Below are 25,988 nucleotides of genomic sequence, written 5' to 3'. Positions count from 1 at the left end.
GCCAGATCAAAACCGGCTCACTGGCGCGATCAGACCGGTTGGCCAAATACAACCAGCTCATCCGCATCGAAGAATCCCTCGGCGAAGTCGCCGAATATGCGGGGAACGCGATCTTGAAGCGGTAGGGCAGACGAAAGGCTCGGTTCCCCGTAAGGAACCGGGCCCTTCTTTGGGTTGGTTACACCCAAACTCTCTGCGGCGTTTGAGATGTCGAAGCGGTATCCTGCGACTTCTACGTGATCTTGCAGGCGTTTCGCGCTAACCTTCTACCAAAGCCCTTGGTCCTGCGCTTGTAAATTGGCGCGGCTGTACTTGGTTAAGTGGTAAGGAGATTTCGATGACCGGTTTGAAACGCATATGCAGTTTGTTTGTCTTGTTGGCACTGCCGCAGGTGGCTTGGGCCGAACGGACGCCGCAGGAAATCTGCGAAAAGCTGATTGAATCCGACCCCAGCGGACAGATCGAAATGGTCGAGTGTGTCTGTACCTATAACGTCGCGGATGCGGTTCTGGATGATGATATCAAGGCGCTGTTGTTTGAGTCCTGGTATACAGGTGAGAACGTGACAGACCGTCTGAATAACCTGCCCAACCCCAAGCGCGTGAAAAAACAATTCAGCAAGATGGAACGGACCATGAAGGTGAATTGTTAACGTTCCGACCAACGGTTTTACGTTTTGTTAAAGTGATTTAGGCGAATTCCCAGCTTAAATTCTATTATGTGTGAACTTGTTCCTATGGGGCACGCCAATGTCTCGCATAGCCTGTCTGTGTTGCAGAAAGGAGAATGCGATGACTGCTTCAAAAATCCTTCTGGTACTTTCCGTTCTGTCTGTCACAGGTCTGGCCGCATGCGCGGGGCCGGGCACCTATCCGGTTTCAGGAATGAAAGCGTCGTCGACGGACCCAGTCATGGATATGGACATGCCGGGTGTCTCGATGACGACGTTGTCGCGCTAAAGCGGCTTGCTCATCAGCATGTAACGCTCGCGCGGTTTGAAACCGGACCGTAGATACAGTTTATGTGCGGCCTCGTTTGTGCGATCGACCTCAAGGTGCAAGGCGGTCAGGCCTGCTTCGGCCAGCGCTTTGGGCAGATCATGCAGCACTTCGGTGGCGATGCCACGGTTGCGCACCGCGGGTCGGATGTAGATCTCGTCAATGAATGCATCCATGCCGCCAAACTCGACGGACCAACCGAAGGTCAGGATCGCATAACCCAACGGCGCACGTCCGGGGCCAATCAGATAGACGCAACCATGCGGAATACCTTCCAGAAGGGGCGCAAGCGCATCGCGGCGCTTGTCGCTGTCCTGGGCGATGCCGGCCTCTTGGTGAAAGGCCGAAACCAGGCTCATGAGCCGGTCAATATCTTCGGGGCGGGCAAGGCGAAGAGACGCGCTCATAGCCGGGCCAGCCTTTCGGTCAACAGATCGAAGAACCCAGACGCGTCGACATCGCCCATGAACATGGCGTTCGGGGCGCGATCCGTGACCCGCCACCAGTCAGCGACCGTCATGCCCAGCGTCAGGTCGGACTGGGTTTCGATCTCAACATTGATATGGCGGCCGGAAAACAGATCGGGTCGGATCAAGTAGGCGGTCACGCAGGGATCGTGCAGCGGTGCGCCTTCGGAGCCGTATTTTTCCTTGTCGAACCGTTCGAAGAAGTCCGTCATTTCGGCGACTGCGTGGCCCACTTTGCTGTCCAGCGCCCGGAACGCATCGTTGCGATGCGGCGTGACCAGCGCGTCATGGGTGACGTCCAGTGGCATGACCACGATATGAATGCCAGATTTGAACACGATTTCAGCCGCTTCGGGGTCGACGTAGATGTTGAATTCGGCTGCCGGGGTGATGTTGCCGACCTCAAAATACGCGCCGCCCATCAGAACGATTTCCTGCACGCGGTCGACAATGTCGGGTGCTTTTTGAAGGGCGGTGGCGATATTTGTCAGTGGCCCCAGTGGGCACAGGGTTACCGTGCCGGGCTCATGCGCGCGCAAGGTTTCGATAATGAAATCCACCGCGTGACCATCGGTCAGAGGCATCTGGGGATCAGGCAGCACAGGCCCATCGAGCCCGGTTTTTCCATGCACATGCTCAGCCGTGACCAAGGGCCGCTTGAGAGGTCGGTCGCAGCCGGCATAGACCGGAACATCTGTGTGACCAGCCAGTTCGCAGACGATGCGCGCATTCTTGGCGGTCAGTGCAAGCGGGACGTTGCCCGCAACGGCCGTGATGCCCAGCACCTCGATCTCTTCGGGGCTGGCAAAAGCCAGCAGGATGGCAACGGCATCGTCCTGTCCGGGGTCGGTGTCGATAATGATTTTGCGGGGGGGCATGGTCGTCTCCGGGGGGTCGTGAAGGTGGGACACTCGCAAGTGTTCCGGCCCTTGTCTACCCGTTTTTGGCCTAGGCCGGGGCGTCCACCGGCGGGAGTTTGCCATTGGCGCGGTGTTCTTCGGTTTTCACCTCGTCCCACAGCGCGTCCATTTCGGCTAGATCGCTTTGTGACGGGGTTTTGCCCAGGGCGGCCAGTCGCGCCTCGACCTGTTCGAACCGGCGAGTGAATTTCGCGTTGGTCCGGCGCAGGGCGGCCTCGGGTTCGATCCCCAGATGACGGCCCAGATTGACCATCACAAACAGCAGGTCGCCGAATTCGTCCTCAAGCGCGTCGGCATCTTTAGCATTGCGCGCTTCTTCCAGCTCGGCGGCTTCTTCGGTGATTTTGGCCAATACATGGCTGGCATCGGGCCAGTCGAACCCCACACGAGCGGCGCGTTTCTGCAGCTTATGAGCGCGCAGCAGAGCCGGCAGGTTGGCCGCCACACCGTCCAGCGCGCCTTTTTGTTCCTTGCCCGCGCGTTCGGCTGCCTTGATCGTTTCCCAATCCAGCGTCTGCTGCTCGGCGGATTTTTCTCGGGATTCGTCACCGAACACATGCGGGTGGCGGGCGACCATCTTGTCGGACATGGTGCGCACCACGTCCTGAAAGGTGAAATGCCCGGCCTCTTCGGCCATTTGCGCGTGGAAAACGGATTGGAACAGTAGATCGCCCAATTCGCCCTTCAACTCATCATAGGCCTCGCGCTCGATGGCATCGGCGACTTCATAGGCTTCCTCGATCGTGTAGGGGGCGATGGTGGCGAAATCCTGTTCGATATCCCAGGGGCAGCCGGACTTCGGGTCTCGCAGGCGGCGCATGATTTCCAGCAGACGCTCGATCCCGGCGTCTTGGTCGTGGATCAGAGGATTTTCGACCATTGCGAACCCTTTCATTCCAGTGTCAGATGCATCCATTCCGCAGTCCCGATCAGGAGTCCACCCCCTATGCCCGTCGTGAACCGAATTGCCGATTACGCCGCTGACATGACCGAATGGCGTCAGCACCTGCATTCGATCCCAGAGCTTGAGTTTGAGTGTTTTGAAACAGCGGCCTTTGTAGCGGATCGCCTGCGGGAATTCGGCGTCGATGAGCTGCATGAAGGGATCGCCAAAACCGGCATCGTGGCGATCATTAACGGGCAGGGCGCGGGGCCCACGATCGGATTGCGGGCCGACATGGATGCCTTGCCGATCCCCGAAGAAACCGGTGTGCCTTACGCCTCAAAGAACCTCGGTAAGATGCATGCTTGCGGGCATGACGGGCACACGACGATGCTGTTGGGCGCAGCGCGGTATCTGGCTGAAACACGCAATTTCGCAGGCCGCGTGGCGCTGATTTTTCAGCCCGCCGAAGAAGAGGGCGGAGGCGCCGACATCATGGTGCAAGAGGGCGTCATGGACCGGTTCGACATCACACAGGTCTATGGGATCCATAACACTCCCGGGCGTCCCGAGGGGACGTTCCAGACCACACCGGGACCGCTGATGGCGGCGGTGGATACGTTCGAGATTCACATTCAGGGCGTTGGCGGTCATGGCGCTATGCCGCATGAGACCAAAGACCCGGTGATGGCGGCCTGTGGCATCGCGCAAGCTATTCAGACCATCGTCAGCCGCAATCATTTTGCGCTGGACGATCTGGTCGTGTCGGTGACGCAGATACATACCGGTACGGTCAACAACGTGATCCCGGATACGGCCTATATCAACGGCACGGTTCGCACCTTTGATCCGGAGGTTCAGAAAATGGTGCAGGACCGGATGGCCCAGATCGTTCAGGGACAGGCGGTGTCCTACGGCGTTGAGGCGCGGTTGGATTATCAGGTCGGCTATCCCGCCACGATCAATGACGCGGCAAAAACGGCTTTTGCCGCCGAGGTGGCCCGAGACGTGTCGGGATCCGAGCGTGTGGTTGCAGATGCCGGGCGCGAGATGGGGGCAGAGGATTTCTCGTACATGCTGCAGGCGCGCCCCGGGGCGTATCTGTTTCTGGGGCAGGGGGATGGGGCCGGGCTGCACCACCCGAAATACAATTTCAACGATCAGATCGCACCGGTCGGGGCATCCTTCTTTGCCCGGCTCGTTGAAAAGGCACAGCCGCTGAACGAACAGTAAATACAGGGACGACTTCGAATGGCACTGGAAGACTCAAAGAACTTTGTGGACGAGGCATTTACCAACCCCGATCTCAAGGGCGTTTCGCATGAAAACACATTCGGAGGCGCAACCTCGTTCCTGCGGCGTTTGTACACCAAGGACCTGAACGGCGTTGACATCGCAGTGACCGGCATACCGTTCGACCAGGCGGTAACCAACCGTCCCGGCACGCGGCTTGGCCCCCGCGCGATCCGTGAGGCCAGCACTCTGCAATCCCCCGATGAACCCTATGACTGGCCCTTCGGAGCGCTGAGCGAGCTGGCCATTGTCGATTATGGCGATCTGGCTTTTGACTATGCCAATATCCCGGAATTTCCCAATACGCTGACGGACCATATACGCACCATTCTGGCCGCGGATGTGGCCTCAGTCGCATTGGGGGGCGATCACTATGTCAGCTTTCCCATCCTGAAAGCCTATGCCGAGAAATATGGCCCCATGTCCTTGCTGCAATTCGATGCGCATACGGACACATGGGCCGATGACAATATGGACCGTGTGGACCATGGGACGATGTTCTACAAGGCGGTCAAGTCGGGGATTGTGGACCCGGCGCGCTCGGTTCAGGTGGGGATTCGCACGACAAATGACGACACGCTGGGCGTCAACATCATCGACGCCCGCGAGGTTTACGAATCCGGTCCTGCCGCGGTGGCGCAAAAGATCAAGGGTATTTTGGGCGACAATCCGGTCTACCTGACATTCGACATTGATTGCCTGGACCCCGCTTTCGCGCCGGGGACGGGAACTCCGGTCTGGGGTGGTCTGAGCTCAATCCAGGCCGATATTATTCTGCGCGACATTGCGGGGATCAATATCAAAGGCGGCGACGTGGTCGAGGTCTCACCCCCCTATGACACCTCAGGCGCCACAGCCATTGCCGGCGCACATGCCGCGACCCAGATCATCTGCCTGTTGGGGTGGAACAAACTGGTATGAGGCTTAACGAAATGTGCAGGTATTAACCATTGGTTAGCCATAGTTCCGGTATTCGCTGAGTAAGGTGATCAGGCGGGATGGAAGAAAATGACTGAGTTCAATCAACCAATTGGCGGCAATGATCTGGCGCGGTTTTCGGGGCCCAATACGTTCATGCGCCTGCCTCAGGCAGCGTCCTTGGCGGGTCTTGATGTGGCGGTTCTGGGTATTCCGATGGATATCGGCACCTCCTGGCGCTCCGGCACGCGGTTCGGACCCAAGCAGATCCGCAGTGAAAGCGCGATGATCCGGCCCTATAACATGGCGACAAAGGCGGCGCCGTTCGACAGTCTGCAAATCGCGGATATCGGGGATCTGGCGATCAACACGTTTTCGCTGTCCGACAGCCTGTCGATCATCAAAGACAGTTATGACGGCATTCTGGAACAGGCGGTTATTCCGGTGGCGATGGGCGGCGATCACTCGATCACGTTGCCCATCCTGCGGGCGATTGCGGCCAAGCACGGCCCGGTGGCGCTGATCCACGTCGACGCCCATGCGGATGTGAACGATGAGATGTTTGGCGAACGGGAAACCCATGGAACCGTCTTTCGCCGCGCCTATGAGGAAAAGCTGATCGTTCCGGAAAAGACGTACCAGATCGGCATCCGTGGCTCGGGCTATGCCGCCGATGACTTTACCGAGGCACAGGGCTGGGGCTTTCGCCAGTTCCCGGCATGGGAGCTGTGGCAGCAGAACCTGACTGAGATCGGTTCGCAAATCCGCAAGACCATCGGCGATCACCCGGTCTATATCACCTATGATATCGACAGCCTTGATCCGTCTTACGCCCCCGGCACTGGCACGCCCGAGATCGGCGGGCTGACAACCCCGCAGGCGTTGCAACTGATCCATGCGTTGCAGGGTGTCAAAGTTGTGGGGTGCGACCTGGTCGAGGTCTCGCCACCTTATGATCCTTCGGGCAACACGGCATTGACGGCGGCCAACATCTTGTTTGAGCTGTTGTGCATTCTGCCCGGCGTGACGTCACGGTAGGGGGTCAAGCCATGCCTTGCCCCAAGCCGGACTCAGCATAATGTAAGTCTTGAGACTGAACGCGGGATGAGAAAAATGTTGCTCTGGCTGCTTCTGGGTATCGCGGTGCTGGCGGGTGCGTATGTCCGGCTGGCGCCATCCAACCCGGACCATTGGCATGTCGCGCCGGTTGGCGATGCGGATCGCGACCTGAAAGGGGGCGTCATTCGGCTTGTCAAAACGGGCCCCGATGGCCTGTCGCTGTTGGATGCTATTGCCAAGGAAACCCCGCGCACCGTCGTTCTGGCCGGATCGGTGCCGGAGGGAATGATCACCTATGTCACGCGCACCAAAGTGTTCGGCTTTCCAGACTACACGACCGCGCAACAGGACGGGGATACCTTGCGCATCTATGGACGATTGCGGTTTGGAGGATCAGACTTCGGCGTGAACAAGGCGCGGGTTGAGGGTTGGTTGGACAAGCTGCAAAAGTTTGAAAAATAACAATCAATTCCCATATAGGTGTCATGACCGACTATGAGAGAAAGTTTGAACGCGCAGCTATTGAATTGACGAACGCCGAAATTTGGAAGGCCGGCAAAGTGCCTCCCAGTCTTAAATTCCTGAGACGCCTTGGCCTAAAGCCCAGACCGCTATGGTACAGGCCGGGATTGCAGAATTTCCTTTGCCAGGCTCTGTACCTTGGGGCGCTCATTTTTTGGCTAAACTGGCAAAAGGGTGGCGGCCTGGCACGCTCAACCTCTTTCCTATGTCGTTATTCTATATATTCCTCGGAATGATCCCGGCAGGGTTTAGTGCGCTCTCTCGGTTCCAAGGCCGAAAAAAGTATAAGCTCAGTCGCTGGGACGACCTATAACGATCACAATGCGTCGATAGGAGACATCTGCGGCACAGGTTCGCTCTGCAACCGCGACGACAAACACCCTTCCTGCACCTCGCGCCACATGGGGACGTTCAGGGACATTTGGCACTGCGCGGTGAACATCCGGCCATCGACCTGCAAGCAGATCATCTCACCCAGCTCGATCCGGCTGCCGGAGGTATCGGTGCAGTAACAATCGCGGGTTTTGCCGTCGGGGCCGATGTAGTCCGCCAAACCGGGCGTCGCGAGAAGGGTCAAAACCAAAGTGAACCGTTTCATGCTAAGAAGCTTAGCACAAGCCAGGCCCTTGACCATAGCCCTCGGATGATAGACACCGCCGGGATGATCCCCGAAGAACGACTTGAACAGATCACGCAGCGTTTCCAGTACCTCGAAGCCGCCATGGCCGATGGCGCCTCGGGTGGCGATATCGCTGTGCTGGCGAAAGAATACTCGGACCTCAAGCCGGTGGTCGACCAGATCGCCGAGTGGCGGCAACTGGTGTCAGATCTGGCCGAGGCGCAGGCGATGCTCGCCGATCCGGATATGAAGGAATTGGCCGAAGAAGAGATCCCGACGCTTCAGGCACAGATCCCGCAGGCTGAACGCGCGTTGCAACTGGCGCTTTTGCCCCGGGATGAGGCCGATGCGCGCCCTGCGATGCTGGAAATCCGCCCCGGAACAGGGGGCGACGAGGCAGCGCTGTTCGCCGGAGATTTGCTGCGCATGTATCAGCGATACTCTGAGGCGCGCGGATGGCAGTTCGAGATCATCGAAGAACAGGCCTCAGATCTTGGTGGCATCAAAGAGGTCGTGGCCCATATCAAGGGCGACAATGTCTTTGCGCGGATGAAATACGAATCCGGTGTGCACCGCGTGCAGCGTGTGCCCGAAACCGAAAGTGGCGGACGCATTCATACCTCGGCGGCCACGGTGGCGGTGCTGCCAGAGGCTGAAGATGTGGACATCCAGATTGATGCCAACGATATCAGGATCGACACCATGCGCAGTTCGGGCGCGGGTGGTCAGCACGTGAACACGACGGACTCGGCGGTGCGGATCACGCACTTGCCCAGCGGTATCGTGGTGACGAGCTCAGAGAAATCCCAGCATCGCAACCGTGAGATCGCGATGCAGGTTCTGAAAACGCGCCTCTACGATCTGGAGCGTCAACGGATCGACAGCGAGCGTTCAGCGGATCGCGCCAGTCAAGTCGGCTCGGGCGACCGATCCGAACGCATTCGGACGTATAATTTCCCGCAAGGGCGGATGACGGATCATCGGATCAACCTGACGCTCTATAAGTTGGATCAGGTGATGCAAGGCGATCTGGATGAGGTCATCGACGCGCTGACCGCCGATGATCAGGCACGGCTGCTGGCCGAGATGGCGCAATGATCGCGGCATTGACCGCGGCACAGGCCATGGTCGCGGCAACGGCCAGGCTTCGGGCGGCTGGGGTTCCTGACCCGGCGCGGGATGCGCGGCTTTTGCTGGCGCACGCAGCCCGGATTGAGGCCAGCCGTGTGACCCTGATCGCGCCCGAGGAACTGGCTCCTGACATCGCGGAACGCTATGACCAATTGGTGTCCTTGCGCTCGATCCGCGTTCCGGTGTCACATCTGTTGGGTGAACGCGAATTCTATGGTCGACGGTTTCAGGTCTCGCGCGAAGTTCTGGACCCGCGGCCCGAAACCGAAATTCTGATCGAAGCTGCGCTGAGCGAGCCCTTTGATCATGTTTTGGACTTGGGTACCGGATCGGGATGCATTCTGGTTACGTTGCTGGCCGAACGCCAAAGTGCCACGGGCATAGGCGTCGACCTGAGCAAGGCCGCCTGCCTGCAGGCCAGCGCCAATGCGGTGCAACATCAGGTGCAGGACCGCGCCAAAATTCTGAAATCGGACTGGTTTGACGCCACGGATGAGAAATTCGATCTGATCGTGTCAAACCCACCCTATATCTCGGCATCCGAGATGCAGACGTTGTCGCCCGAAGTGCGCGAGCATGAGCCGCGCATGGCATTGACGGATGAGGGCGACGGGCTGGGCGCCTATCGCCAGATCGCTGCGGCGGCGCCGGATTTTCTGCTGCCTTCGGGCCGTATTCTTGTCGAGGTCGGCCCCACACAGGCGAACGCCGTATCGGCGTTGTTTGATGCGGCGGGACTGTCGGATATATGCACGATTCCGGATATGGATGGGCGCGACAGAGTCATCCGGGCCAGAATGCCGAGCTAGGGCGCCGCGATGAGGCTGAAAAACGCCGGTCGTGGTAAAAAAGCTGCGAAAATCGGTCATACCCCCTTGTGTGAACGCGCAGGACATGTTTACTCGGGGGTAGTCAGAGAGGCTGACGCTGTTCCAGCGCACCCCTGACGCCAAGCCCAAAAAGTCGCGCACCCGTAACGGCATCTGCCATTCAGCGGCGTAAGCTTCGGGTTGATCGACAGTGAATGACAAGGCTGACGAATAGTAAGATGAGATCTTCAAAATCCCGCTCGCGGGCCAAGAACAACCGAAATCGCCCCTCTGGCGGAAATGTCGTAAACCGGGTTTTTGACAGCTCCGGCCCCGAGGGCAAGGTGCGTGGTACGCCGCAGCAGATTATCGACAAGTATAATCAGTTGGCGCGCGACGCGCAGCTGTCCAACGACCGTGTGGCGGCTGAGAACTTTCAGCAGCACGCGGAACACTACCTGAGACTGCTCAGCGAAGCGCAGCGCGAAATGGAAGCGCGCCGCGAAGAGCAGGAGCGCCAGAACCGCGAGCGCCAGGCCGAACGCGACCGCGAGCGCGCCGAACGGCAAGAACGCGAAGCCGCGCGCCAGGCGGACCCGGCCGAAGCGCCGCAGCCGGATGTCATGGATCTTTCATCGGAAACCGCCGCACCGGAATCCGGTCTGGTCGAAACGCCCGAGAACAAAGATACGGATGCTGCGACCGACGTGCCCGAGAAACGCGAAAAACCGGCCCGGCGCCCACGCACGCGCAAGCCCAAAGCCGCACCCGAACAAAAGGCGCCCGCGGATAACGGAGACACGCCGGAAGCTGCGGAATAGCGCTAGAGTTTAGGTAACAAAAAGACCCGGCCATTGAGCCGGGTTTTTCTTTGGGCGTCAGAAGCTATGCTTGTTTGACGCTGCGCGCCAGCGCACAAAACGCTTCAAGCGGAACCTGTTCGGCCCGCTCGGTCGGTTTGATGCCCGCCGCGATCAGGTGATCTTCGATGTCCGGTGCAATGCCCTTGAGCGAGGCGCGTAGCATCTTTCGCCTTTGATTGAACGCGGCTGCGACGACACGGGACAAGGTCGCCGGGTCCGCAGGAAAGCGCGGTTCGGGCAGGGCGGTCAGATGGACCACGGCGCTTGAGACCTTGGGCGGCGGGGTGAAGGCCCCGGGCGGTAATGACATTGCGATGCGTGCATCGGTCCGCCATTGGGCCAGGATGGCCAAGCGGCCATAGGCTTTGCTGCCCGGTTGCGCCACGATCCGCTCGGCCACTTCGCGCTGAAACATCAGGGTCAGGCTCTGCCAGAACGGCGGCCATTCCGACGGCGTCAGCCAGCGCACCAAAAGCTCGGTTCCGACATTATAGGGCAAATTGGCCGCGACCCGGATCGGGGGCGTCAGGTGCTGCAGCGGATCGATTTCAAGCGCGTCGCCGTTGATGACCTGCAAACGGTTGGGATAGGCTGCGGCGATCTGTTCCAGCGCGGCGATGCAGCGGGTGTCTTTTTCCACGGCCACAACGCGGCGCGCGCCTTCGGCCAGCAGACCCCGCGTCAGGCCGCCGGGGCCGGGGCCGATTTCCAACACGTCACAGGTGCTGAGGTCGCCTGCCTGCCGCGCGATCTTGGCGGTTAGGTTCAAATCGAGCAGAAAGTTCTGCCCCAGGGATTTGCGGGCCGACAGCTGATGCGTCGCGATCACCTCGCGCAGGGGGGGCAGCGTATCGATGGCGCTCATGACGCGGCTGCCATTTTCTGCGCCAGTTTCAGCGCTTCGATCAGGCTTTGCGGGTTGGCAATGCCTTGCCCAGCGATATCCAGCGCGGTCCCGTGATCGGGAGAGGTGCGAATGAACGGCAGGCCAAGCGTCACGTTGACCCCACGGTCGAAATCCAGCGTCTTGATCGGGATCAGCGCCTGATCGTGATACATCGCAATCGCCGCATCATAGTTACGGCGCGCGGCGGCATGAAACATCGTATCCGCTGGGTGCGGTCCGGTGACGGTATAATCCGGATGTGTCATCGATTGCAGTAGGGGCGCGATCCAGTCCATCTCTTCGGTTCCGATCTTGCCACCTTCGCCTGCGTGAGGGTTAAGCCCTGCAACCGCGATCCGGGGGTGTTCGATACCAAATTGCTTGCGCAACCCCTCTGCCGTGATCTCAATCGTATCCGTCAATATTTGCGGCGTCAGGGTGGAAATCACCTGTGATAGCGGAATATGGATGGTTGCCGGTACAACCCGCAACTGGTCGCTGGCCAGCATCATGACAACCTGTTTGCATCCCGCCAAGGCCGCCAGAAACTCGGTATGGCCGGGATAGGAAAAACCGGCGCCATCGATCAGGGCTTTCTTGTGGATGGGCGCGGTGCACAGGGCCGAGGCCTGGCCGGACCTGACAAGCGAAACCCCCATCTCGATCGCGTCGATGACCGAGGGGGCGTTGGCGGGGTCAGGCTGTCCCAATACGTTGGGTGCGGGAAACGCGGTGTGGATGACCGGCAAGGCGTCGGCGCTGATTGCGATGGCTTCGCTCAGATCGTCAATCTTTTTGACAGGTGTGCCTGCAGGCAAGTGAGTGATGTCACCAATATAGGCAAAAGGGCAGGTCTCGCGCAGTTCTGCCCAAGCCTTGGCCGCGATCTCGGGGCCAATGCCCGAAGGTTCACCACAGCTCAGCGCGATGGGTTTGGTCATTGTTCAATGATGATCGCGTCGGCCCGCAACTGTTCCAGCAAACTGTCGGCGAAGGCTTGCAACCGCTGCTGGGTCAACGCGTTGGCCACGTCCAGGCGCGTGGTTTCCTCGCCCAGATCACGGGTGCGATTGCACAGCATCAGGAACATCAGCGTCTGGCCGTTGTTGCGGGTCAGTGTTGTCGAGACCTCGTTCGGGTCCAGCTTGGCCAGTTCAAGCGCCACGTCGCGGGGGATTTCGGACGGGTTGGCCGAGATACGCTCCAGCACTTCGGGCGGCTGATCTTTGGCGATGCCATAAAGATCATCACAGGTATCGATCTGTTCGGTCAGCGTGCGCGCTGTCGCAAGCGTCTCGGCGCTCCGCCCGCCGGGCAGATAATAGATCGCATAGTCGATGCTGGAAAACCTCGGTTGCTGGGTCGCAACTTCGCGCAGGTCGCGCAGCTGGAACAGGGCGACAGCATTCGGCAGGGTGATCGGATCAGATATCTCGCCCTTTTTCAGGCCCAGAATAAGCGGTTGCAGGGCAGGCGGCAGGTTGGCCACAGACAACCAGTCCAGGCGTCCGCCGTTTTCGCGTGTCGCTGCTGCTGAATACTGTATGGCCGCCGAGGAGAAGGCGTCGAACCCGGACACGCGCGAGATCTCTTCCGCAAGCGCTTCGGCCTGTGCCAGGGTTTGCGGTGTCACCGGAATGATGATTTCGGAAAGAAGAACCTGCAGACCGCCGCCGCCGCTCTGACCCAGGGCGCGATTGATTTCGTCGTCCGTTGGGCGGGCCTGCGAGATAAAGCGCGCGCTGACATAGTCGCGCCAGGACAACTGGTCGGTAACAAAGTCGCGCACGGTTTCGGGCGACACGCCCGCATCGCTCAGCAATTGCAGAAATTGGTCCGAGGACAGGTTCCCGCGCGCGGCGAATTCGTCGATCCCGGCCTGCACGTCTTCGGGTGCGGCCTCGATGCCGGCCTCTTGCATGGCTTGTTTGCGCAGACGGTCGTCGATCAACGCGCGCCGCACTTCGGCGTCAGAACTGCCGGGAACGCCCAGCAATTCCAGAAATTGTTGCCGCTGATCCAGCTCGTACCACGTCACGATATCCTGATTGACCCGGATCGCAGGCGAAAACAGGCTTTGGCCCAATGCCGCCGGTGCCGCGCCCAGACAGGATGCGGCACAGATCCCAAACAACGCATTGCGTCGTGTTTGGCCGAGAAGGTTCGTTAGTGCTGTAATCAACTGCATGTCTTTTTGTACTTTTTATCACCACCGTCGACGGAATAGCCGGTCAGAGCTAGGGTAAAGCCGAATTCCGTCGTAGGCTCAATACTAGATGTTGAAGTAAACCGTCTGCTGACGTTCACATTTACTCGCACGCATTGGTTACTGTAGGTCAGCCCGAAACCCGCTCGGATGGGTTCGGATTCGCTGAAATCATAGCGTGCATTCGCGGTTGTCTGCCAGTTTTCGTCGATGGTGTACCGGCCGGCAACCCGAAGTTCCGATACCTGATCGCCACCGGTTTCGGCCGGATCAGGTTCCAGCCAGATATAGCCGCCGCTCAGCGCATATCTCTCTTTCACATAGGCCGCGCGTAGTTCGGCCTTACTGAAGCTGAAGTCGCTGTCGAGCAAGCCGCGCGCCGCCAAGGTCAGGCCTTTGCCATTTCTCAACTGACCGGCAAGCAACAGGTCCGAGGTCGTGCCCTGAAGGCCGGATGTCAGGGTAAAGTCGGGGTCCGCTTCTGACCGGAACACTTGACCGACGGTGGCCAGTGCTTCCCAGCCTTCGGCGTTGTATCGCGCCCAATTCAGACCGATGACTGCGGTCGCCGCGCTTTCGCGGCGGTCTTCGGCAGGAAAGCGGGACAGGGACAACAGGTTGCCCTGGTCGAACTCCTGAAACGTGCTTTCGTCGTTGGGCACGTCCGTATCGGACACATGGGTCCAGCCGATCTGAGCAATGGGTTCCAGAAATTGCGTCGCGCCCGAGGCTTCGCGCCGCGTCATCGGATAGCGCAGGGTCAAAGCGGCCCTGGGGGTGGACCGGGTGACATTGTCGGGAAACTCGCTGTCGTTGCGAATGTCGAACGTATCGACCGAAGCACCAAGCTCCACATCTGCGCGCAACCCGCTGGTGAAGGTCCAGCTGCGCAGCCACTCGGCATCGAATGTGGCGCGGGCGACGTCACGCCCGACGATATCTTCGTCGCTGGTGCGTTCATGGGCATGACCGATGAAGGCCAGTTGAACCTCGCCGCCAATACCGGTCGGGAAGAAACGTTTGCGATAGTTGAGATCGAAAACGCGCGACGGGATTTCATCCTGGGGTTCGCTGTCACGCAGAGATTGGAAATGGATAAAGCTGGTTCTGAACGCAGTGTCCCGCTTGATCCGCTCCAGCGCGATTTCGCTTCTGAGGCGGTCAAAATCGGGCAGGCCATAATCGGCCAGATAGGCATCGTCCGAGGTGGTTTGAATATCAAAGCTCAGCTTGAAATCATTGTTCAGGGCAAACCGACCGTCTGCAAAGAAGTAACCACGATAGTCATCAGGGATCAGGTCGTCACGCGTATAGGCACCGCGCAGGCGAATGTTGCCTCTTTTGAAAGCCTGGCGATAGCGAAAGCCCAGGGTGCGCGTTTTGGGCGACACATAGGGCGTCAGCGTCAGGTCCTTGTGATCGCCCAGTCGGATGAAATAGGGCACCTGAACCCCGGTTCCCAATTGCGAGGTGGTGCGGATCGACGGCACCAGAAATCCCGTCGCGCGTTCAAGCGTCGGATCAGGCAGACGCAACACCGGGAAATAGAACAGCGGGACATCCAATACCCGAAACTGCGCCCCTTCAAAATAAAGCTGCTGTTCCAGCTGATCATGTGTGACCTTGCGGGCGCGGATTTGCCAGAGCGGCGGTCTCCCATCTTCGCAGACCTGACAGGATGTGGCGGCGACCTTGCTGAATTGCGTATAACGCCCTGCGGCGCGTGTGGCCTGAACAGCGGCGATCTGAACCTGCTGGTCGAACACCATGCGCGCGCCGGTCAAAAGGCCGTTTTGAATGCCACTGTCCAGCTCGGCCGAATCCGCCAGCAGGGTGGTACGCCCGCCCTGGTCGATGCGGATCGGTCCTTCGATGGTCAACGCACCGGTCTCGCGATCATATGTGACGCGTTCAGCGGTCAGTTTGACGTCGCCCTGGAAGGCCTCGACATTGCCTTCGGCAACCAGCTTGCGGTCCGGAGAAATAAAGATCTGGTCCGCGACCAGCAGGGCGGGTTGTTCTTGCCCGGCATCCTGAGCTGCTGCGTCAGAGGCATCAGCGCCGGATTGTGCAGCGGTCATGACCGGAAGCGATGTGGCTAGGGCGGTGCTGAGGAGAAGGGGCAGAATAAATCGCATCAGCCGTCCTCCGCATGTAGAAGCAGGCCAAGAGAGAGCAAGATGGCCGAGAAGGGTGGCGCCCAGGCCGCAACCAAAATGGGCAACTGCCCGTTTTCCCCGAGGATCTGCGCAAAGTTGCGCACGAAATAGATGGCAAACCCCGACAGTACAGCGGTCAGCACCGCGATACCCGTTCCGCCAAAGCGCACGTGACGCATGGTGAATGCCGCCCCGATCAGAACCATCGAGACCAGAAAGATCGGCCGGGCCAGCTGAACCTGCAGCCAGACCTCGTATTGTTTGGTGGAAAAGCCTGCCTCGCGCAGATCGCGGATAAGCTGCGGCAGATCATAGACCGAGACCGAGTTCTGTTGGCCAAGCCGGTCCACAATGCGGTCTCGTGTCAGGCTGGTTGGCAATTCCAGTGTGTCATGAGAGACAGCGCTGGTTTCGGGGTTCAGATCGTCCTGCAGGGTCCAGACCTTGGCTTGGTGTAAGGTCCAATGCCCTGTATCCAGCTCGGCCTCTTTGGCGATGATCTGTTCAATCGGTTTGCCGTCAGGGTCGAAGGCGGTGATCGTCACGTTGCGCAGCCCGAATTTGTCTCCGTTCAGCGTGCCTTTGGCGTGGATCACGGATTGCCCGGCGGCAGACCCCTGCCGCAGCCAGATGCCTTCGCGACTGACTGAAAGGGTCGAACCCCCATTGTTGCGATAGCTTTCCGACAGCCGCTGATACTCCTCGGAGGTCGCCGCTGCGATGGGGTTGAGCAAGCTCACCGCAAGCGCCCCGATGATCAGCGCAAGAACGACCGGCGCTGCCAGAGCGCGAATCCCTGACCGGCCAATGGCACGGGTCACCACAAGTTCGGAACTGCGCGCCAGCCCGACAAACAGCGCGATGGTCGTCAAAATCATCAAGAGCGGCAGCATCTCGCTAATGGCGGCGGGCGTGTTCAGCAGGGTCAACCGGATCAGCTGCCCAAACGACAGGTCAGCATCGTCGTGGCGGCGGACTTGTTCGATCAGGTCGATCAGCATCATCAGCGTCAGAAAAATACCGCCGATCACAAGGAAATTTTGAACAAAACGTCGGGCAAAGTAACGGTCGAGGATCACTTAATATGTCCTCGTCGACTGGTGACTTCCGGGAATCACTCGTTGGTTTCCTGACACGGAAACACGTGCAGCGGCCGCATGCCTGCTGATTGGTGCCAATTTACTTCCCCCGAACCTGCCGGTTGTTTTCCGGCGACATTAATGCAAATGCCAATCGGGGAAAACTGCTATCTGGTCAAGTGCGGCAGTGCGGGCTAGGTCTTGTGCAACGCATTTTTGAGGAGCACGACATGAGCAGCCTGGTACCCGTCCATTTTAAACCCGTCGAATTGGATATGATCGCCGAGGCCGAGGGCCGCGTCGTGATTATTGTCACGCCCGATGGCAAGCTGGGCCCGGCGCCCCGGCGCGCCAACCGCCTGACCCGCGGCGCCATCGCGCGGCTGCTGGAAAGCGAGCGGTTCGAAAAGGCAAAGAACACGGATGTGATTTCTCTGGCGTGGCCCGCCGGCATGCAGGCCGAGGCGCTGGATGTCCTGATACTGGACCGGCGTCCCAATCAGGACGACGCGCGCAAGGCGGGTGCAAAGCTGGCAAAACTGGCCGGTGGCAAGCCTGTTTTGCTGATGGCTGGCAACCAAAACGGGACGCATGATCTTGCTTTGGGACTGGTTTTGCGCAGCTACGATTTTGATGCACATAAAACCAAAGATGCTGATCCAAAGGGGGATGTGACGATTGCACATACCAAACCGGATGAGGTCGAAGCCGCCTTTGCCCCGCTTTATGCGGTGGCCGACGGGGTGCGCATGACGCGCGATCTGACCAATGAGCCTGCAAATGTTCTGACAACCACCGAGTTTGCCGACCGTCTTGCCGAGATGAAGGATCTGGGGCTTGAGGTCGAAGTGCTGGAAGAAGACAAGCTGGCTGAACTGGGCATGCGCACCTTGTTGAGCGTCGGGCAGGGATCTGTCAGCCCGTCGAAAGTTGTAGTGATGCAATGGAACGGCGGTGGCAAGGGGGACGCGCCCCTTGCGCTGGTCGGCAAGGGCGTAGTGTTCGATACCGGCGGGATTTCCTTGAAACCCGCAGGCGGTATGGAAGACATGACCATGGATATGGGTGGTGCAGGTGTTGTCGCCGGAACCATGCGCGCGCTGGCCAAACGCAAGGCCAAGGCCAATGTGGTCGGTCTGGTGGGTCTGGTCGAAAACATGCCATCAGGCAACGCAACCCGACCCGGCGATGTGGTGAAGTCCATGAAGGGCGACACTGTTGAGATCATCAACACCGATGCCGAGGGCCGCTTGGTGCTGTGTGACGTGATGTGGTACGCGCAAGAGCGTTTTGCCCCGGTGGGCATGGTCGATCTGGCCACGCTGACCGGTGCGATCATCATCGGGCTGGGGCATGAAAATGCAGGCGTGTTTTCGAACAATGACACCTTTTGCGATGCCTTCCTGAAATCCGCACGTGCCGAGGATGAAGGCGCATGGCGGTTGCCTTTGGGCCCGAAATACGACGAGCTGCTGAAATCACGCATCGCTGACATGAAAAACGTGGGCGGCCGCGCGGCGGGTTCGATCACCGCGGCGCAGTTCCTGCAGCGTTTCGTCAAGGATGACACCCCGTGGATACACCTCGATATTGCCGGTGTCGCCTCGGTCGCATCCGAGACGTCTTATGCGCCTAAGGGTGCAACCGGCTGGGGCGTTCGCGCGCTCAGCCGCTTTGTGCAGGACAATTTCGAGTAATCGGATGGGTGCCGTCTATTTCTACCACCTGACGCGTCAACCGCTTGAGCAGACCCTGCCGGTTCTGCTGGACAAGGCGCGGCAGGCCGGGTGGAAGATTGCGGTCAGGGGCACGGATCCGGTTCGGCTGGATTGGCTGGACGAAAAGCTGTGGCTGGGCCCCGAAGACGGGTTTCTGCCGCATGGTCTGGCAGGCGGGGCCCATGATGCGGCCCAGCCCATATTGCTGACGACCGAGCCTCAGGTGGCCCATGGCGCAACTTGTGTGATGGCGGTGGATGGGGCGCCGGTTACATCGGCCGAGGTGGACGAGTTGGATCGCGTCTGTATTCTGTTCGATGGAACAGATCCGCAGGCGGTTCAGCACGCCCGAGGACAATGGAAAGAGCTGACATCGGCAGGATGTGCGGCGCAATACTGGTCAGAGGAATCGGGGCGCTGGGAAAAGAAGGCAGAGTCCTGATTTATTTTAGATACCAATTACTTCGGCCTGAATGTGGGCTGAGCAAACGATAGCAGACGATCCGCCATTCTGGCGCAGGAGGATTTTCATGAAGATGAACCCGTTGGGACGCTCGGGGATGCAGGTTTCCGAACTGTGTCTGGGCACGATGACATTTGGCACGCAAACCGCGCAGGATGAGGCGCATCGCCAGATGGACATGGCGCTGGCTGCTGGCATTAACTTTGTCGACGCAGCCGAGATGTATCCGGTCAACCCGGTCTCGAAGGAAACGGTCGGGCATACCGAAGAGATTCTGGGGCGCTGGAACGCAGCGAATCCTTCGCGGCGCGGCGACTATATTCTGGCCACCAAGCATTCGGGTCACGGCTTTCAGCACGCTCGCGACGGAGCGCCGATCACCGCGGAGACCATTCCCGAAGCGGTCGAAGGATCGCTGCGCAGGTTGCAAACGGACCATATCGACCTCTATCAGTTCCATTGGCCAAACCGCGGAAGCTACATGTTCCGCCAGAACTGGACCTATGCGCCCAAGGGCGACAATCGGGATGCTGTGCTGGACGAGATGCAGGGCTGCCTGGATGCGTTGCAAGTGCAGGTAGACAAAGGCAACATCCGCGCATTCGGGCTGTCGAACGAAAGTGCCTGGGGCGCTGCGCAGTGGTTGCATCTGTCGGACAAGACCGGAACGCCTCGGGTTGCATCCATCCAGAACGAATACTCATTGCTTTGCCGCCTGTACGACACCGATCTGGCCGAGCTGAGCATGTATGAAGACGTGGGCTTGCTGGCATTTTCGCCGCTGGCTGCAGGTTTTCTGACCGGCAAGTATCATGGTGGCGCGGTACCCGAGGGCTCGCGGATGTCGCTTGTGCCGCAGATGGGTGGTCGGAACTCTGACCGCGTGTCGGATGCGGTTTCAGCTTATGTGGATGTGGCAAACCGGTTCGGGCTGGACCCTGTCCATATGGCGCTGGCATGGTGTTGCCACCGGCCGTTCATGGCCTCGACCATCTTTGGCGCGACGACTTGTGCCCAGCTGGAACATATTCTGGCCGGAGCCGATCTGACTTTGTCCTCTGACGTCATGTCGGCGATCGACGCGGCGCATCGGGCGCATCCGATGCCGTATTAACGGCTGCGAACAGCGCTGCGCCTTGCATTGACCAAACACTTGGGTCTCGATCAGTGGTGGGTGGGATGCGTCCGCTCTTGCCTCAGGTCGCGTGCCGACTGGCCGTGGGCCGTGCGGAAGGCCCGCGCAAAACTGGATTGCGAGGTAAAGCCCGTGGCCAGGGCAACCTCCATCAGCGGCAGGTCGGTATCAGTGACCAGACGGCGGGCCTCGGCCAGGCGCAGTTGCAGATAGTGATCCTGAGGGGTCGTGTTCAGTCGCAGGCGAAACTGTTGCTGCAGCGTCCGGGGGCTGGTGCCAAGGCTGGTTGCGATGTCTACCAATGGCATCGGATCGTCCAGCGCGTTTTCCATCAGTGAATTTGCCCGCGCCGTCAGAGCGTTGTGACGGTGTGGCGCGCCAGTCCGGGTTTGCGGCTTTGATGGCTCGGGCGCACCGTCATAGAGGAACAGGCCAGAGACCCGCGCCGCAAAACCCGCGCCATGGCGGGCGGCGATGATATGAAGCATCATTTCGATTGCGGGAATGGCGCCGCCCGATGTCAAACGCCCTTCGGAGGCGGTGAACCGGTTGGGTTGAACCTGAACCTCGGGGAAACGCGCGGCGAAATTGTCCAGATCCTCCCAATGCGTGGTTGCAGGGTGACCATTGAGCAATCCGGCCTCGGCCAGCAGCCAGGGACCACCATCTATTCCGGCCAGGGTTGCCCCGATTCCGGCGATACGGCGCAGCCCGGCCAGCAGGCTGGGGGATGCATGTCGGGCCAGTTGGAACCCTGCAACGACGATTAACAGATCGCAGCTGTCCAGCCGCGCCAGCGGAATGCCGGGAACCTGAACGGCACTGGTCAGCATGGCTGGCTGCGCCGTTGCGGTCACGTAGTCCCAATCAAAGGCCGGACGGTCAGCCAGCCGGTTGGCGGCGCGCATGGGATCGACCGCCGCCGCAAAGCTGAGCGTGTTGCAATCGTCCAGAACCAGCACGGCCGTTTTCAGGGCGCGATGTTCGGGTTGCAGTATGTTTTTTGCGGATTTCATCAAGTCTGATTCGCATTCTGGCAAGTGTTGTCCCTAGGCTGCGTCAGACTCGGGCGCGAACGCAATTCGATAACCGGGGAGAAACCTGGGGAAAACTCAGGGCAAAACCGGGTATAAGTGAGGGAAAACGCCATGCCTTTGGAAATGAACCACGACGTCTTCATTACATGTGCCATCACAGGCTCGGGCGGAACGCAGGATCGCAGCCCACATGTGCCCCGCTCACCGCAGCAGATCGCCGACAGCGCCATCGCGGCGGCCAAGGCGGGCGCGGCGGTGGTGCATTGTCATGTGCGCGATCCTGAAACCGGCGCGCCAAGCCGTCGGTTGGACCTGTATCGCGAGGTGACGGATCGTATCCGCGACGCCGACGTGGACGTTGTGCTGAACCTGACCGCCGGTATGGGCGGCGATATCGTCTTTGGCGGTGTCGAAAACCCGTTTCCCGTGAACGAAGCGGCGACTGATATGATCGGGGCGTCCGAAAGGGTGGCGCATATCGCGGAATGCCTGCCAGAGATCTGCACGCTGGATTGTGGCACCATGAACTTTGCCGAGGCCGACTACGTGATGACCAACACGCCCGGCGCATTGCGGGCGATGGGCAAGATGATGACCGATCTTGGCGTGAAGCCCGAGATCGAGGCCTTTGACACGGGCCATCTGTGGTTTGCCAAGCAGTTGGTCAAGGAAGGGATTCTAGAGCCAAACGCTCTGGTCCAGCTTTGCATGGGCGTGCCGTGGGGCGCGCCGGATGATCTGAACACCTTCATGGCAATGGTGAATAACGTACCCGATGACTGGACGTTCAGCGCCTTTTCGCTGGGCCGCAATCAGATGGCTTACGTGGCGGCCTCGGTCCTGGCCGGCGGCAATGTGCGTGTGGGACTTGAGGACAATCTGTGGCTGGAAAAAGGGGTTCTGGCTGAAAACTGGCAACTGGTCGAACGCGCCGGAACTATCATTGAAAACCTGGGCGCACGGGTGATTGGGCCGCAAGAGGTGCGTGAGAAGCTGGGGTTGGTAAAGCGGGCACCGCGCGCGGCATGAGGCTCGATTGGCTCGTTGTTTTCTTAGGTGCGACCGCAGTCAGCGCCGAAGAACCTGACGCCATCGATCACTTTCTCTCAAAGCAAATGTTCCTGTGCCATGAATTTGCTCAAGGGGACGTTTCAGTGCCTTTCTGGATCCACCAAACCCACTTTGGCGGATGCCGTGTGGATGAATTTAAGGTCTCAACCGACGGCAGGGACTACGCGATTGATGTGACGTGTGACGACAATGGTGAGATTCTGCTTGCAGAAAAATGGACAATAGAGCGGACCAAGCAGCAGAAGTACTTGATACATGATGCGGCTGGAGAAATCTTCGGCACGCTGGATTGCGGTGAGGAAACAAAATGAAAACAGCAGCAATCATCGGTGGGGGTGTGATCGGCGGCGGGTGGGCCGCTCGGTTTTTGCTCAACGGTTGGGACGTGCGGGTGTTTGATCCGGACCCCGAGGCGGAACGGAAAATTGGCGAAGTACTGGCCAATGCCCGTCGCGCTTTGCCCGGTCTGGGCGATGTTGCATTGCCAGCCGAAGGACAGCTGAGCTTTCACACAGATCTGGCGGACGCGGTTCAGGGCGCTGCGTGGATACAGGAAAGCGTGCCGGAACGGCTGGACCTGAAGCTGAAGGTTTACAAGGACCTACAGGCGGCCTGTGATCCGGACGCGATCATCGGCTCGTCGACCAGCGGGTTCAAGCCGTCCGAACTGCAGGAGGGGGCGCTGCGGCCCGAGCAGATCGTGGTGACCCATCCCTTTAATCCGGTCTATCTGCTGCCGCTGATCGAGCTGGTGCCGACCGGGAAAAACCCGCCCGAGATGATTGAACGGGCGCAAGGCATCCTGAAATCGCTTGGTTTCTTTCCGCTGCACGTCAAAAAAGAGATCGACGCGCATATCGCCGACCGGTTCCTCGAAGCCGTCTGGCGCGAGGCGTTGTGGCTGGTCAAGGACGGAATCGCCTCAACCGAAGAAATCGACGAAGCTATCCGCATGGGGTTCGGCATACGCTGGGCGCAGATGGGCTTGTTCGAAACCTACCGCGTGGCCGGGGGCGAGGCGGGGATGCGGCATTTCATGGCCCAGTTCGGGCCCGCTTTGAAGTGGCCCTGGACCAAGCTGATGGACGTGCCCGAATTCACCGACGAGCTGGTCGATATGATCGCGGGTCAGTCGGATGCGCAGTCAGGGGCGCATTCGATCCGGGAACTAGAGCGCATACGCGACAACAACCTTGTTGGCATGATGCGCGCGCTCAAGGCGCAGGATTGGGGGGCGGGGGCGGTTCTGAACCAGCACGATGCGGCCCGCAAATCCGGCGTGCTTCCCGATCTGGATACGGCTGATCTGTCGCAACCGATCCTGACGCTTTCGCGTGCGGTGCCGTTGGATTGGACGGATTACAACGGCCACATGAATGAGGCTAAATACCTTGAGGCTTTTGCCGCCGCAACGGACCGGTTCATGGAGATCATCGGCTGTGATGCGGACTATATCGCGTCGGGTGGCAGCTATTTTACGGCGGAAAACCACATCAAATACGTCCAGGAAACCCATGCCGGTGCGCGGATCGAAGTGCGGACCCAGATGCTGCTGGGAGAGGGTAAAAAACTGCATGTTTTCCACAGCATGTACGAAGGGGACACGCTGTTGGCCAATGGTGAGAGCTTCCTTTTGCATGTCAGTCTTGAGACGCGCCGCCCAAGCCCGCCCTCGGCGCAGATCGAGGCCGCGATGGCGCGTATTGCTGACGGGCATTCCCGATTGCCGTATCCTGAGAATGCGGGCGCAGCGATCCGGAAACCCGCATGACACAGCGGGTGCTGGTGACTGCTGGCGCATCGGGTGTGGGCCGCGCCATGGCCGAAGCGTTTGATGCGGCTGGAGCTCGGGTGTGGGTCGCGGATGTAGATCTCGACGCTCTGACATCCTGTCCGTTGTCCTGGAAAAGGACGCAGGTAGATGTGACGGATGAGGCTGCGCTTGCCGCCATGTTTGCCGAGGTTGAAAGCACCTGGGGCGGTTTGGACGTTCTATGTGCCAATGCAGGTATCGCCGGGCCCACTGCTGCGGTCGAACATGTCGGGTTGGACGACTGGCGCGCTTGTCTGGGCGTCAATCTGGATGGCGTCTTTTTGTGTGCAAAATACGCGGCGCCCATGATGAAGCGTCAGTCGGATGGGGTGATGTTGATCACCTCGTCGACAGCTGGCCAATACGGTTACCCCAATCGCGCGCCTTATGCGGCCGCCAAGTGGGGCGTCATCGGTTTGGGCAAAACCCTGGCGATGGAGTTGGGCCCTCACGGGGTGCGTTGCAACGTGATCTGTCCCGGCTCGGTCGAAGGGCCCCGGATGGAAGGCGTGTTGCAGCGCGAGGCCGTCGCCAAGGGCATGACCCGTGATCAGGTTTACGAAGGCTATGCCTCGGGCACATCAATGGGTCGATTTGTCGAGGCGCAGGATATCGCAAATATGGCCGTATTCCTGGCCTCGGACGCGGCGCGGCTGGTGTCAGGGCAGGTGATTGCTGTGGACGGACACACCGTTAACCCCGATCCCAAGCTTTAACCCTGATTTGGCCCTCGTATCTGGCGGATTGTCTGGCGGACCGCCTGCCAGTTCTGCGCTTCCTGACGGTTTCCGGCCGCCTCGGAATCGCGCATCTTTTTTGCAGCCTCGGCTTCGGCGCGATCACCATGCGCAGAGTAGAGCGCGCGGGCGTACTGAGCGGTTTTGAGTGCGTCCATTTCTGTCATCCTCCGGTTGTGGGCGGACAGCCCGAATGTTCACGCAGGATGATCATACAACACCAAGCGTCATTTGGCATCGCCAGAGTTAGATGCTCGCGAGCAGATCCGCTCGTAGTGCGGTCAGATAGGCAGGAAAATGCCGGGCGGTCATATCAGCTTCGCGCACTAAGTTATCGAAATGATTTGTGAAAACTTCAATGCGGTCCCGGTCGCTGAACGCCATATAGTGGCTGCCTGCATAGAATACGCAGAGCAACGGGCCAAAGATGGTGATCGGCGCGGAATACAGGCGTTTGGCGTCAAACAGATAAACACGCAGGCGCGGGTAGAGCTGCTGGCACAGGTCCAGCATGTGGTCGATCTGATCCAAACGTGCCTGTCGGGACAGGCCTTCGTAATAGCCGATCCCTTTGGTAAAACTGTCGATTTCGTATTGCGGCATTGCGATTTCATAATCCGACTGGGCGCTGCGCATCCACGAAAGACGATCTGCCGATGCGCCGATGGCCTGATCTGCAGTCCGGCCCAGATGCGGCGCATATTCCCATTCGAGAACTGCGCGGGTTTTCAGCATATCCGGCAACGCGGCGGGGACGTATCGGATCTTGTAGCCCGCCGCCTGCTGGTGCCATTCAAAGATCCGTTCATCGACCAGGGCGCGGGCCGCTTCGGTCATGGTCAGCGAACTGGCAAGCAGTTCCGCTGCGCTTTCGGGACGGTTCGACAGGCTGAGCAACCAGTCAGCGGATACCCCAAGCGCCGATGCGCAGCTTCCGACCACATGCGCATTGGGCAATCTGGCCCCTTCATCCGTCAGCAATTGCGACACGGTTGATCGGTCCACGCCGATATCGCGGGCAAGGGCGCTTTGAGTAATGCTCTGATCCTCCATCGCGCGGGCCAGTCGCAAGCGGAACTGGGCGGCGCGATCGCGTTTGTCGATATTCTCCTGCATATGGTGATTTATATCACCAATGATGAATATTGTTAATCATATTCGGAATTCTCCTCGCTCAGCGCTGTCTGTAACGTTTTTGTGAA

30 protein-coding genes are annotated in these 25,988 nt (G+C 59.4%); 18 read left to right on the top strand and 12 right to left on the bottom strand.

All coding sequences use genetic code 11. The features are described 5' to 3' along the window. The 3 genes from ACR0AG_RS16550 to ACR0AG_RS16540 all read left to right on the top strand — a co-directional run. A partial coding sequence (locus ACR0AG_RS16550; protein ID WP_480840897.1) for a hypothetical protein occupies positions 1–125 on the top strand: 125 nt, incomplete at its 5' end. Between the two features lie 212 nt (positions 126–337). Next, the gene (locus ACR0AG_RS16545) at positions 338–652 is read left to right on the top strand and encodes a hypothetical protein (protein ID WP_480840890.1); all 315 of its coding nucleotides are present in this window, start codon (positions 338–340) and stop codon (positions 650–652) included. 139 nt (positions 653–791) lie between these two features. Continuing rightward, the gene (locus ACR0AG_RS16540; RefSeq protein WP_480840888.1) at positions 792–959 is read left to right on the top strand and encodes a hypothetical protein; all 168 of its coding nucleotides are present in this window, start codon (positions 792–794) and stop codon (positions 957–959) included. Here ACR0AG_RS16540 and ACR0AG_RS16535 read toward each other — a convergent pair. From ACR0AG_RS16535 to mazG, 3 genes are all read right to left on the bottom strand, one after another. After that, positions 956–1,405, bottom strand: coding sequence for a GNAT family N-acetyltransferase (locus ACR0AG_RS16535; RefSeq protein ID WP_480840886.1), 450 nt, complete (start codon positions 1,403–1,405; stop codon positions 956–958). The genes ACR0AG_RS16540 and ACR0AG_RS16535 overlap by 4 nt on opposite strands. Next, a complete protein-coding gene (locus ACR0AG_RS16530) occupies positions 1,402–2,343 on the bottom strand; it encodes a nucleoside hydrolase (protein WP_480840884.1) in 942 nt (313 codons plus the stop codon). Before ACR0AG_RS16530 ends, ACR0AG_RS16535 begins: the two co-directional genes overlap by 4 nt. Positions 2,344–2,413: 70 nt before the next feature. Continuing rightward, positions 2,414–3,265 (bottom strand): nucleoside triphosphate pyrophosphohydrolase, encoded by an 852-nt coding sequence (gene mazG, locus ACR0AG_RS16525; RefSeq protein ID WP_480840894.1) that lies wholly within the window; start codon positions 3,263–3,265, stop codon positions 2,414–2,416. A 66-nt stretch (positions 3,266–3,331) separates the two neighbouring features. On the opposite strand from mazG, the gene ACR0AG_RS16520 reads away from it, so the two are divergent. The 5 genes from ACR0AG_RS16520 to ACR0AG_RS16500 all read left to right on the top strand — a co-directional run bounded on the left by ACR0AG_RS16520 (position 3,332) and on the right by ACR0AG_RS16500 (position 7,296). Continuing rightward, on the top strand, positions 3,332–4,501 hold the full coding sequence (locus ACR0AG_RS16520; RefSeq protein ID WP_480840882.1) for a M20 aminoacylase family protein: 1,170 nt from the start codon (positions 3,332–3,334) through the stop codon (positions 4,499–4,501). A gap of 18 nt (positions 4,502–4,519) precedes the next feature. Continuing rightward, the gene (gene speB / locus ACR0AG_RS16515; protein ID WP_480840880.1) at positions 4,520–5,482 is read left to right on the top strand and encodes an agmatinase; all 963 of its coding nucleotides are present in this window, start codon (positions 4,520–4,522) and stop codon (positions 5,480–5,482) included. An 87-nt stretch (positions 5,483–5,569) separates the two neighbouring features. Then, the gene (gene speB, locus ACR0AG_RS16510; protein ID WP_480840878.1) at positions 5,570–6,517 is read left to right on the top strand and encodes an agmatinase; all 948 of its coding nucleotides are present in this window, start codon (positions 5,570–5,572) and stop codon (positions 6,515–6,517) included. Between the two features lie 75 nt (positions 6,518–6,592). Continuing rightward, the gene (locus tag ACR0AG_RS16505) at positions 6,593–7,000 is read left to right on the top strand and encodes a DUF1499 domain-containing protein (RefSeq protein WP_480840876.1); all 408 of its coding nucleotides are present in this window, start codon (positions 6,593–6,595) and stop codon (positions 6,998–7,000) included. A 23-nt stretch (positions 7,001–7,023) separates the two neighbouring features. Continuing rightward, positions 7,024–7,296, top strand: a complete 273-nt coding sequence (locus ACR0AG_RS16500; RefSeq protein WP_480840874.1) for a DUF6404 family protein — start codon at positions 7,024–7,026, stop codon at positions 7,294–7,296. Between the two features lie 80 nt (positions 7,297–7,376). On the opposite strand, the gene ACR0AG_RS16495 is transcribed toward ACR0AG_RS16500, so the two are convergent. Beyond that, a complete protein-coding gene (locus ACR0AG_RS16495; protein WP_480840872.1) occupies positions 7,377–7,658 on the bottom strand; it encodes a hypothetical protein in 282 nt (93 codons plus the stop codon). Positions 7,659–7,721: 63 nt separating this feature from the next. On the opposite strand from ACR0AG_RS16495, the gene prfA reads away from it, so the two are divergent. The 3 genes from prfA (at position 7,722) to ACR0AG_RS16480 (ending at position 10,440) form a co-directional block, all read left to right on the top strand. Next, the gene (gene prfA / locus ACR0AG_RS16490) at positions 7,722–8,777 is read left to right on the top strand and encodes a peptide chain release factor 1 (RefSeq protein ID WP_170715937.1); all 1,056 of its coding nucleotides are present in this window, start codon (positions 7,722–7,724) and stop codon (positions 8,775–8,777) included. Continuing rightward, positions 8,774–9,619, top strand: coding sequence for a peptide chain release factor N(5)-glutamine methyltransferase (gene prmC / locus ACR0AG_RS16485; RefSeq protein WP_480840870.1), 846 nt, complete (start codon positions 8,774–8,776; stop codon positions 9,617–9,619). The genes prfA and prmC overlap by 4 nt, the downstream gene beginning before the upstream one ends. Before the next feature lie 239 nt (positions 9,620–9,858). Beyond that, entirely contained in the window at positions 9,859–10,440 is a 582-nt protein-coding gene (locus ACR0AG_RS16480) for a DUF4167 domain-containing protein (RefSeq protein WP_480840868.1), read from the top strand. A 64-nt stretch (positions 10,441–10,504) separates the two neighbouring features. On the opposite strand, the gene rsmA is transcribed toward ACR0AG_RS16480, so the two are convergent. The 5 genes from rsmA to lptG are packed head-to-tail and all read right to left on the bottom strand — an operon-like array spanning position 10,505 to position 16,812. Beyond that, positions 10,505–11,347: a 16S rRNA (adenine(1518)-N(6)/adenine(1519)-N(6))-dimethyltransferase RsmA gene (gene rsmA, locus ACR0AG_RS16475; RefSeq protein ID WP_480840866.1), complete on the bottom strand. Its 843-nt coding sequence runs from the start codon at positions 11,345–11,347 to the stop codon at positions 10,505–10,507. After that, the gene (gene pdxA / locus ACR0AG_RS16470; RefSeq protein WP_480840864.1) at positions 11,344–12,309 is read right to left on the bottom strand and encodes a 4-hydroxythreonine-4-phosphate dehydrogenase PdxA; all 966 of its coding nucleotides are present in this window, start codon (positions 12,307–12,309) and stop codon (positions 11,344–11,346) included. Before pdxA ends, rsmA begins: the two co-directional genes overlap by 4 nt. Beyond that, positions 12,306–13,556, bottom strand: coding sequence for a peptidylprolyl isomerase (locus ACR0AG_RS16465; RefSeq protein WP_480840862.1), 1,251 nt, complete (start codon positions 13,554–13,556; stop codon positions 12,306–12,308). The genes pdxA and ACR0AG_RS16465 overlap by 4 nt, the downstream gene beginning before the upstream one ends. Beyond that, positions 13,547–15,712, bottom strand: coding sequence for an LPS-assembly protein LptD (locus tag ACR0AG_RS16460; protein WP_480840860.1), 2,166 nt, complete (start codon positions 15,710–15,712; stop codon positions 13,547–13,549). Before ACR0AG_RS16460 ends, ACR0AG_RS16465 begins: the two co-directional genes overlap by 10 nt. Then, positions 15,712–16,812: an LPS export ABC transporter permease LptG gene (gene lptG, locus ACR0AG_RS16455; protein ID WP_480840858.1), complete on the bottom strand. Its 1,101-nt coding sequence runs from the start codon at positions 16,810–16,812 to the stop codon at positions 15,712–15,714. The genes ACR0AG_RS16460 and lptG overlap by 1 nt, the downstream gene beginning before the upstream one ends. A 230-nt stretch (positions 16,813–17,042) precedes the next feature. Between lptG and ACR0AG_RS16450 the strand changes: the two genes are divergently transcribed. From ACR0AG_RS16450 to ACR0AG_RS16440, 3 genes are all read left to right on the top strand, one after another. Next, the gene (locus tag ACR0AG_RS16450; protein WP_480840856.1) at positions 17,043–18,509 is read left to right on the top strand and encodes a leucyl aminopeptidase; all 1,467 of its coding nucleotides are present in this window, start codon (positions 17,043–17,045) and stop codon (positions 18,507–18,509) included. Positions 18,510–18,513: 4 nt separating this feature from the next. After that, positions 18,514–18,972, top strand: a complete 459-nt coding sequence (locus ACR0AG_RS16445; RefSeq protein WP_480840854.1) for a DNA polymerase III subunit chi — start codon at positions 18,514–18,516, stop codon at positions 18,970–18,972. Between the two features lie 88 nt (positions 18,973–19,060). After that, positions 19,061–20,107, top strand: coding sequence for an aldo/keto reductase (locus tag ACR0AG_RS16440; RefSeq protein WP_480840852.1), 1,047 nt, complete (start codon positions 19,061–19,063; stop codon positions 20,105–20,107). A 50-nt stretch (positions 20,108–20,157) separates the two neighbouring features. Here ACR0AG_RS16440 and ACR0AG_RS16435 read toward each other — a convergent pair whose 3' ends face one another. Then, complete coding sequence (locus ACR0AG_RS16435) at positions 20,158–21,144, bottom strand: GlxA family transcriptional regulator (RefSeq protein ID WP_480840850.1); 987 nt, start codon at positions 21,142–21,144, stop codon at positions 20,158–20,160. A gap of 132 nt (positions 21,145–21,276) precedes the next feature. On the opposite strand from ACR0AG_RS16435, the gene bcoG reads away from it, so the two are divergent. The 4 genes from bcoG to ACR0AG_RS16415 are packed head-to-tail and all read left to right on the top strand — an operon-like array spanning position 21,277 to position 24,765. Next, a complete protein-coding gene (bcoG, locus tag ACR0AG_RS16430; RefSeq protein WP_480840848.1) occupies positions 21,277–22,194 on the top strand; it encodes a 3-dehydrocarnitine:acetyl-CoA trimethylamine transferase BcoG in 918 nt (305 codons plus the stop codon). Then, the gene (locus ACR0AG_RS16425) at positions 22,191–22,547 is read left to right on the top strand and encodes a hypothetical protein (RefSeq protein WP_480840846.1); all 357 of its coding nucleotides are present in this window, start codon (positions 22,191–22,193) and stop codon (positions 22,545–22,547) included. Before bcoG ends, ACR0AG_RS16425 begins: the two co-directional genes overlap by 4 nt. Then, positions 22,544–24,007, top strand: a complete 1,464-nt coding sequence (locus ACR0AG_RS16420) for a carnitine 3-dehydrogenase (RefSeq protein ID WP_480840844.1) — start codon at positions 22,544–22,546, stop codon at positions 24,005–24,007. The genes ACR0AG_RS16425 and ACR0AG_RS16420 overlap by 4 nt, the downstream gene beginning before the upstream one ends. Beyond that, positions 24,004–24,765 carry an SDR family oxidoreductase gene (locus tag ACR0AG_RS16415; protein WP_480840842.1) on the top strand — a complete coding sequence of 254 codons (762 nt, stop codon included), beginning with the start codon at positions 24,004–24,006 and terminating at the stop codon, positions 24,763–24,765. The genes ACR0AG_RS16420 and ACR0AG_RS16415 overlap by 4 nt, the downstream gene beginning before the upstream one ends. Here the strand turns inward: ACR0AG_RS16415 and ACR0AG_RS16410 are convergent. Continuing rightward, positions 24,762–24,944 carry a hypothetical protein gene (locus ACR0AG_RS16410; protein ID WP_480840840.1) on the bottom strand — a complete coding sequence of 61 codons (183 nt, stop codon included), beginning with the start codon at positions 24,942–24,944 and terminating at the stop codon, positions 24,762–24,764. The genes ACR0AG_RS16415 and ACR0AG_RS16410 overlap by 4 nt on opposite strands. A gap of 88 nt (positions 24,945–25,032) precedes the next feature. Beyond that, entirely contained in the window at positions 25,033–25,902 is an 870-nt protein-coding gene (locus tag ACR0AG_RS16405; protein WP_480840838.1) for a helix-turn-helix domain-containing protein, read from the bottom strand. Positions 25,903–25,988: the final 86 nt, after the last annotated feature.

Source organism: Ruegeria sp. H6, assembly GCF_056532975.1.
This window is presented reverse-complemented; position numbering and strand designations above follow the sequence as displayed.

Coding starts and splice junctions, on each gene's coding strand:
- ACR0AG_RS16435 (WP_480840850.1), bottom strand. CDS start 21,144: ATGAAATCCGCAAAAAACATACTGCAACCCGAACATCGCGCCCTGAAA.
- ACR0AG_RS16535 (WP_480840886.1), bottom strand. CDS start 1,405: ATGAGCGCGTCTCTTCGCCTTGCCCGCCCCGAAGATATTGACCGGCTC.
- ACR0AG_RS16465 (WP_480840862.1), bottom strand. CDS start 13,556: ATGCAGTTGATTACAGCACTAACGAACCTTCTCGGCCAAACACGACGC.
- ACR0AG_RS16480 (WP_480840868.1), top strand. CDS start 9,859: ATGAGATCTTCAAAATCCCGCTCGCGGGCCAAGAACAACCGAAATCGC.
- ACR0AG_RS16530 (WP_480840884.1), bottom strand. CDS start 2,343: ATGCCCCCCCGCAAAATCATTATCGACACCGACCCCGGACAGGACGAT.
- prmC (WP_480840870.1), top strand. CDS start 8,774: ATGATCGCGGCATTGACCGCGGCACAGGCCATGGTCGCGGCAACGGCC.
- ACR0AG_RS16540 (WP_480840888.1), top strand. CDS start 792: ATGACTGCTTCAAAAATCCTTCTGGTACTTTCCGTTCTGTCTGTCACA.
- ACR0AG_RS16440 (WP_480840852.1), top strand. CDS start 19,061: ATGAAGATGAACCCGTTGGGACGCTCGGGGATGCAGGTTTCCGAACTG.
- rsmA (WP_480840866.1), bottom strand. CDS start 11,347: ATGAGCGCCATCGATACGCTGCCCCCCCTGCGCGAGGTGATCGCGACG.
- speB (WP_480840878.1), top strand. CDS start 5,570: ATGACTGAGTTCAATCAACCAATTGGCGGCAATGATCTGGCGCGGTTT.
- ACR0AG_RS16460 (WP_480840860.1), bottom strand. CDS start 15,712: ATGCGATTTATTCTGCCCCTTCTCCTCAGCACCGCCCTAGCCACATCG.
- ACR0AG_RS16415 (WP_480840842.1), top strand. CDS start 24,004: ATGACACAGCGGGTGCTGGTGACTGCTGGCGCATCGGGTGTGGGCCGC.
- ACR0AG_RS16520 (WP_480840882.1), top strand. CDS start 3,332: ATGCCCGTCGTGAACCGAATTGCCGATTACGCCGCTGACATGACCGAA.
- mazG (WP_480840894.1), bottom strand. CDS start 3,265: ATGGTCGAAAATCCTCTGATCCACGACCAAGACGCCGGGATCGAGCGT.
- pdxA (WP_480840864.1), bottom strand. CDS start 12,309: ATGACCAAACCCATCGCGCTGAGCTGTGGTGAACCTTCGGGCATTGGC.
- speB (WP_480840880.1), top strand. CDS start 4,520: ATGGCACTGGAAGACTCAAAGAACTTTGTGGACGAGGCATTTACCAAC.
- ACR0AG_RS16495 (WP_480840872.1), bottom strand. CDS start 7,658: ATGAAACGGTTCACTTTGGTTTTGACCCTTCTCGCGACGCCCGGTTTG.
- ACR0AG_RS16425 (WP_480840846.1), top strand. CDS start 22,191: ATGAGGCTCGATTGGCTCGTTGTTTTCTTAGGTGCGACCGCAGTCAGC.
- ACR0AG_RS16545 (WP_480840890.1), top strand. CDS start 338: ATGACCGGTTTGAAACGCATATGCAGTTTGTTTGTCTTGTTGGCACTG.
- ACR0AG_RS16420 (WP_480840844.1), top strand. CDS start 22,544: ATGAAAACAGCAGCAATCATCGGTGGGGGTGTGATCGGCGGCGGGTGG.
- ACR0AG_RS16500 (WP_480840874.1), top strand. CDS start 7,024: ATGACCGACTATGAGAGAAAGTTTGAACGCGCAGCTATTGAATTGACG.
- ACR0AG_RS16445 (WP_480840854.1), top strand. CDS start 18,514: ATGGGTGCCGTCTATTTCTACCACCTGACGCGTCAACCGCTTGAGCAG.
- ACR0AG_RS16505 (WP_480840876.1), top strand. CDS start 6,593: ATGTTGCTCTGGCTGCTTCTGGGTATCGCGGTGCTGGCGGGTGCGTAT.
- ACR0AG_RS16405 (WP_480840838.1), bottom strand. CDS start 25,902: ATGCAGGAGAATATCGACAAACGCGATCGCGCCGCCCAGTTCCGCTTG.
- ACR0AG_RS16410 (WP_480840840.1), bottom strand. CDS start 24,944: ATGGACGCACTCAAAACCGCTCAGTACGCCCGCGCGCTCTACTCTGCG.
- ACR0AG_RS16450 (WP_480840856.1), top strand. CDS start 17,043: ATGAGCAGCCTGGTACCCGTCCATTTTAAACCCGTCGAATTGGATATG.
- bcoG (WP_480840848.1), top strand. CDS start 21,277: ATGCCTTTGGAAATGAACCACGACGTCTTCATTACATGTGCCATCACA.
- prfA (WP_170715937.1), top strand. CDS start 7,722: ATGATCCCCGAAGAACGACTTGAACAGATCACGCAGCGTTTCCAGTAC.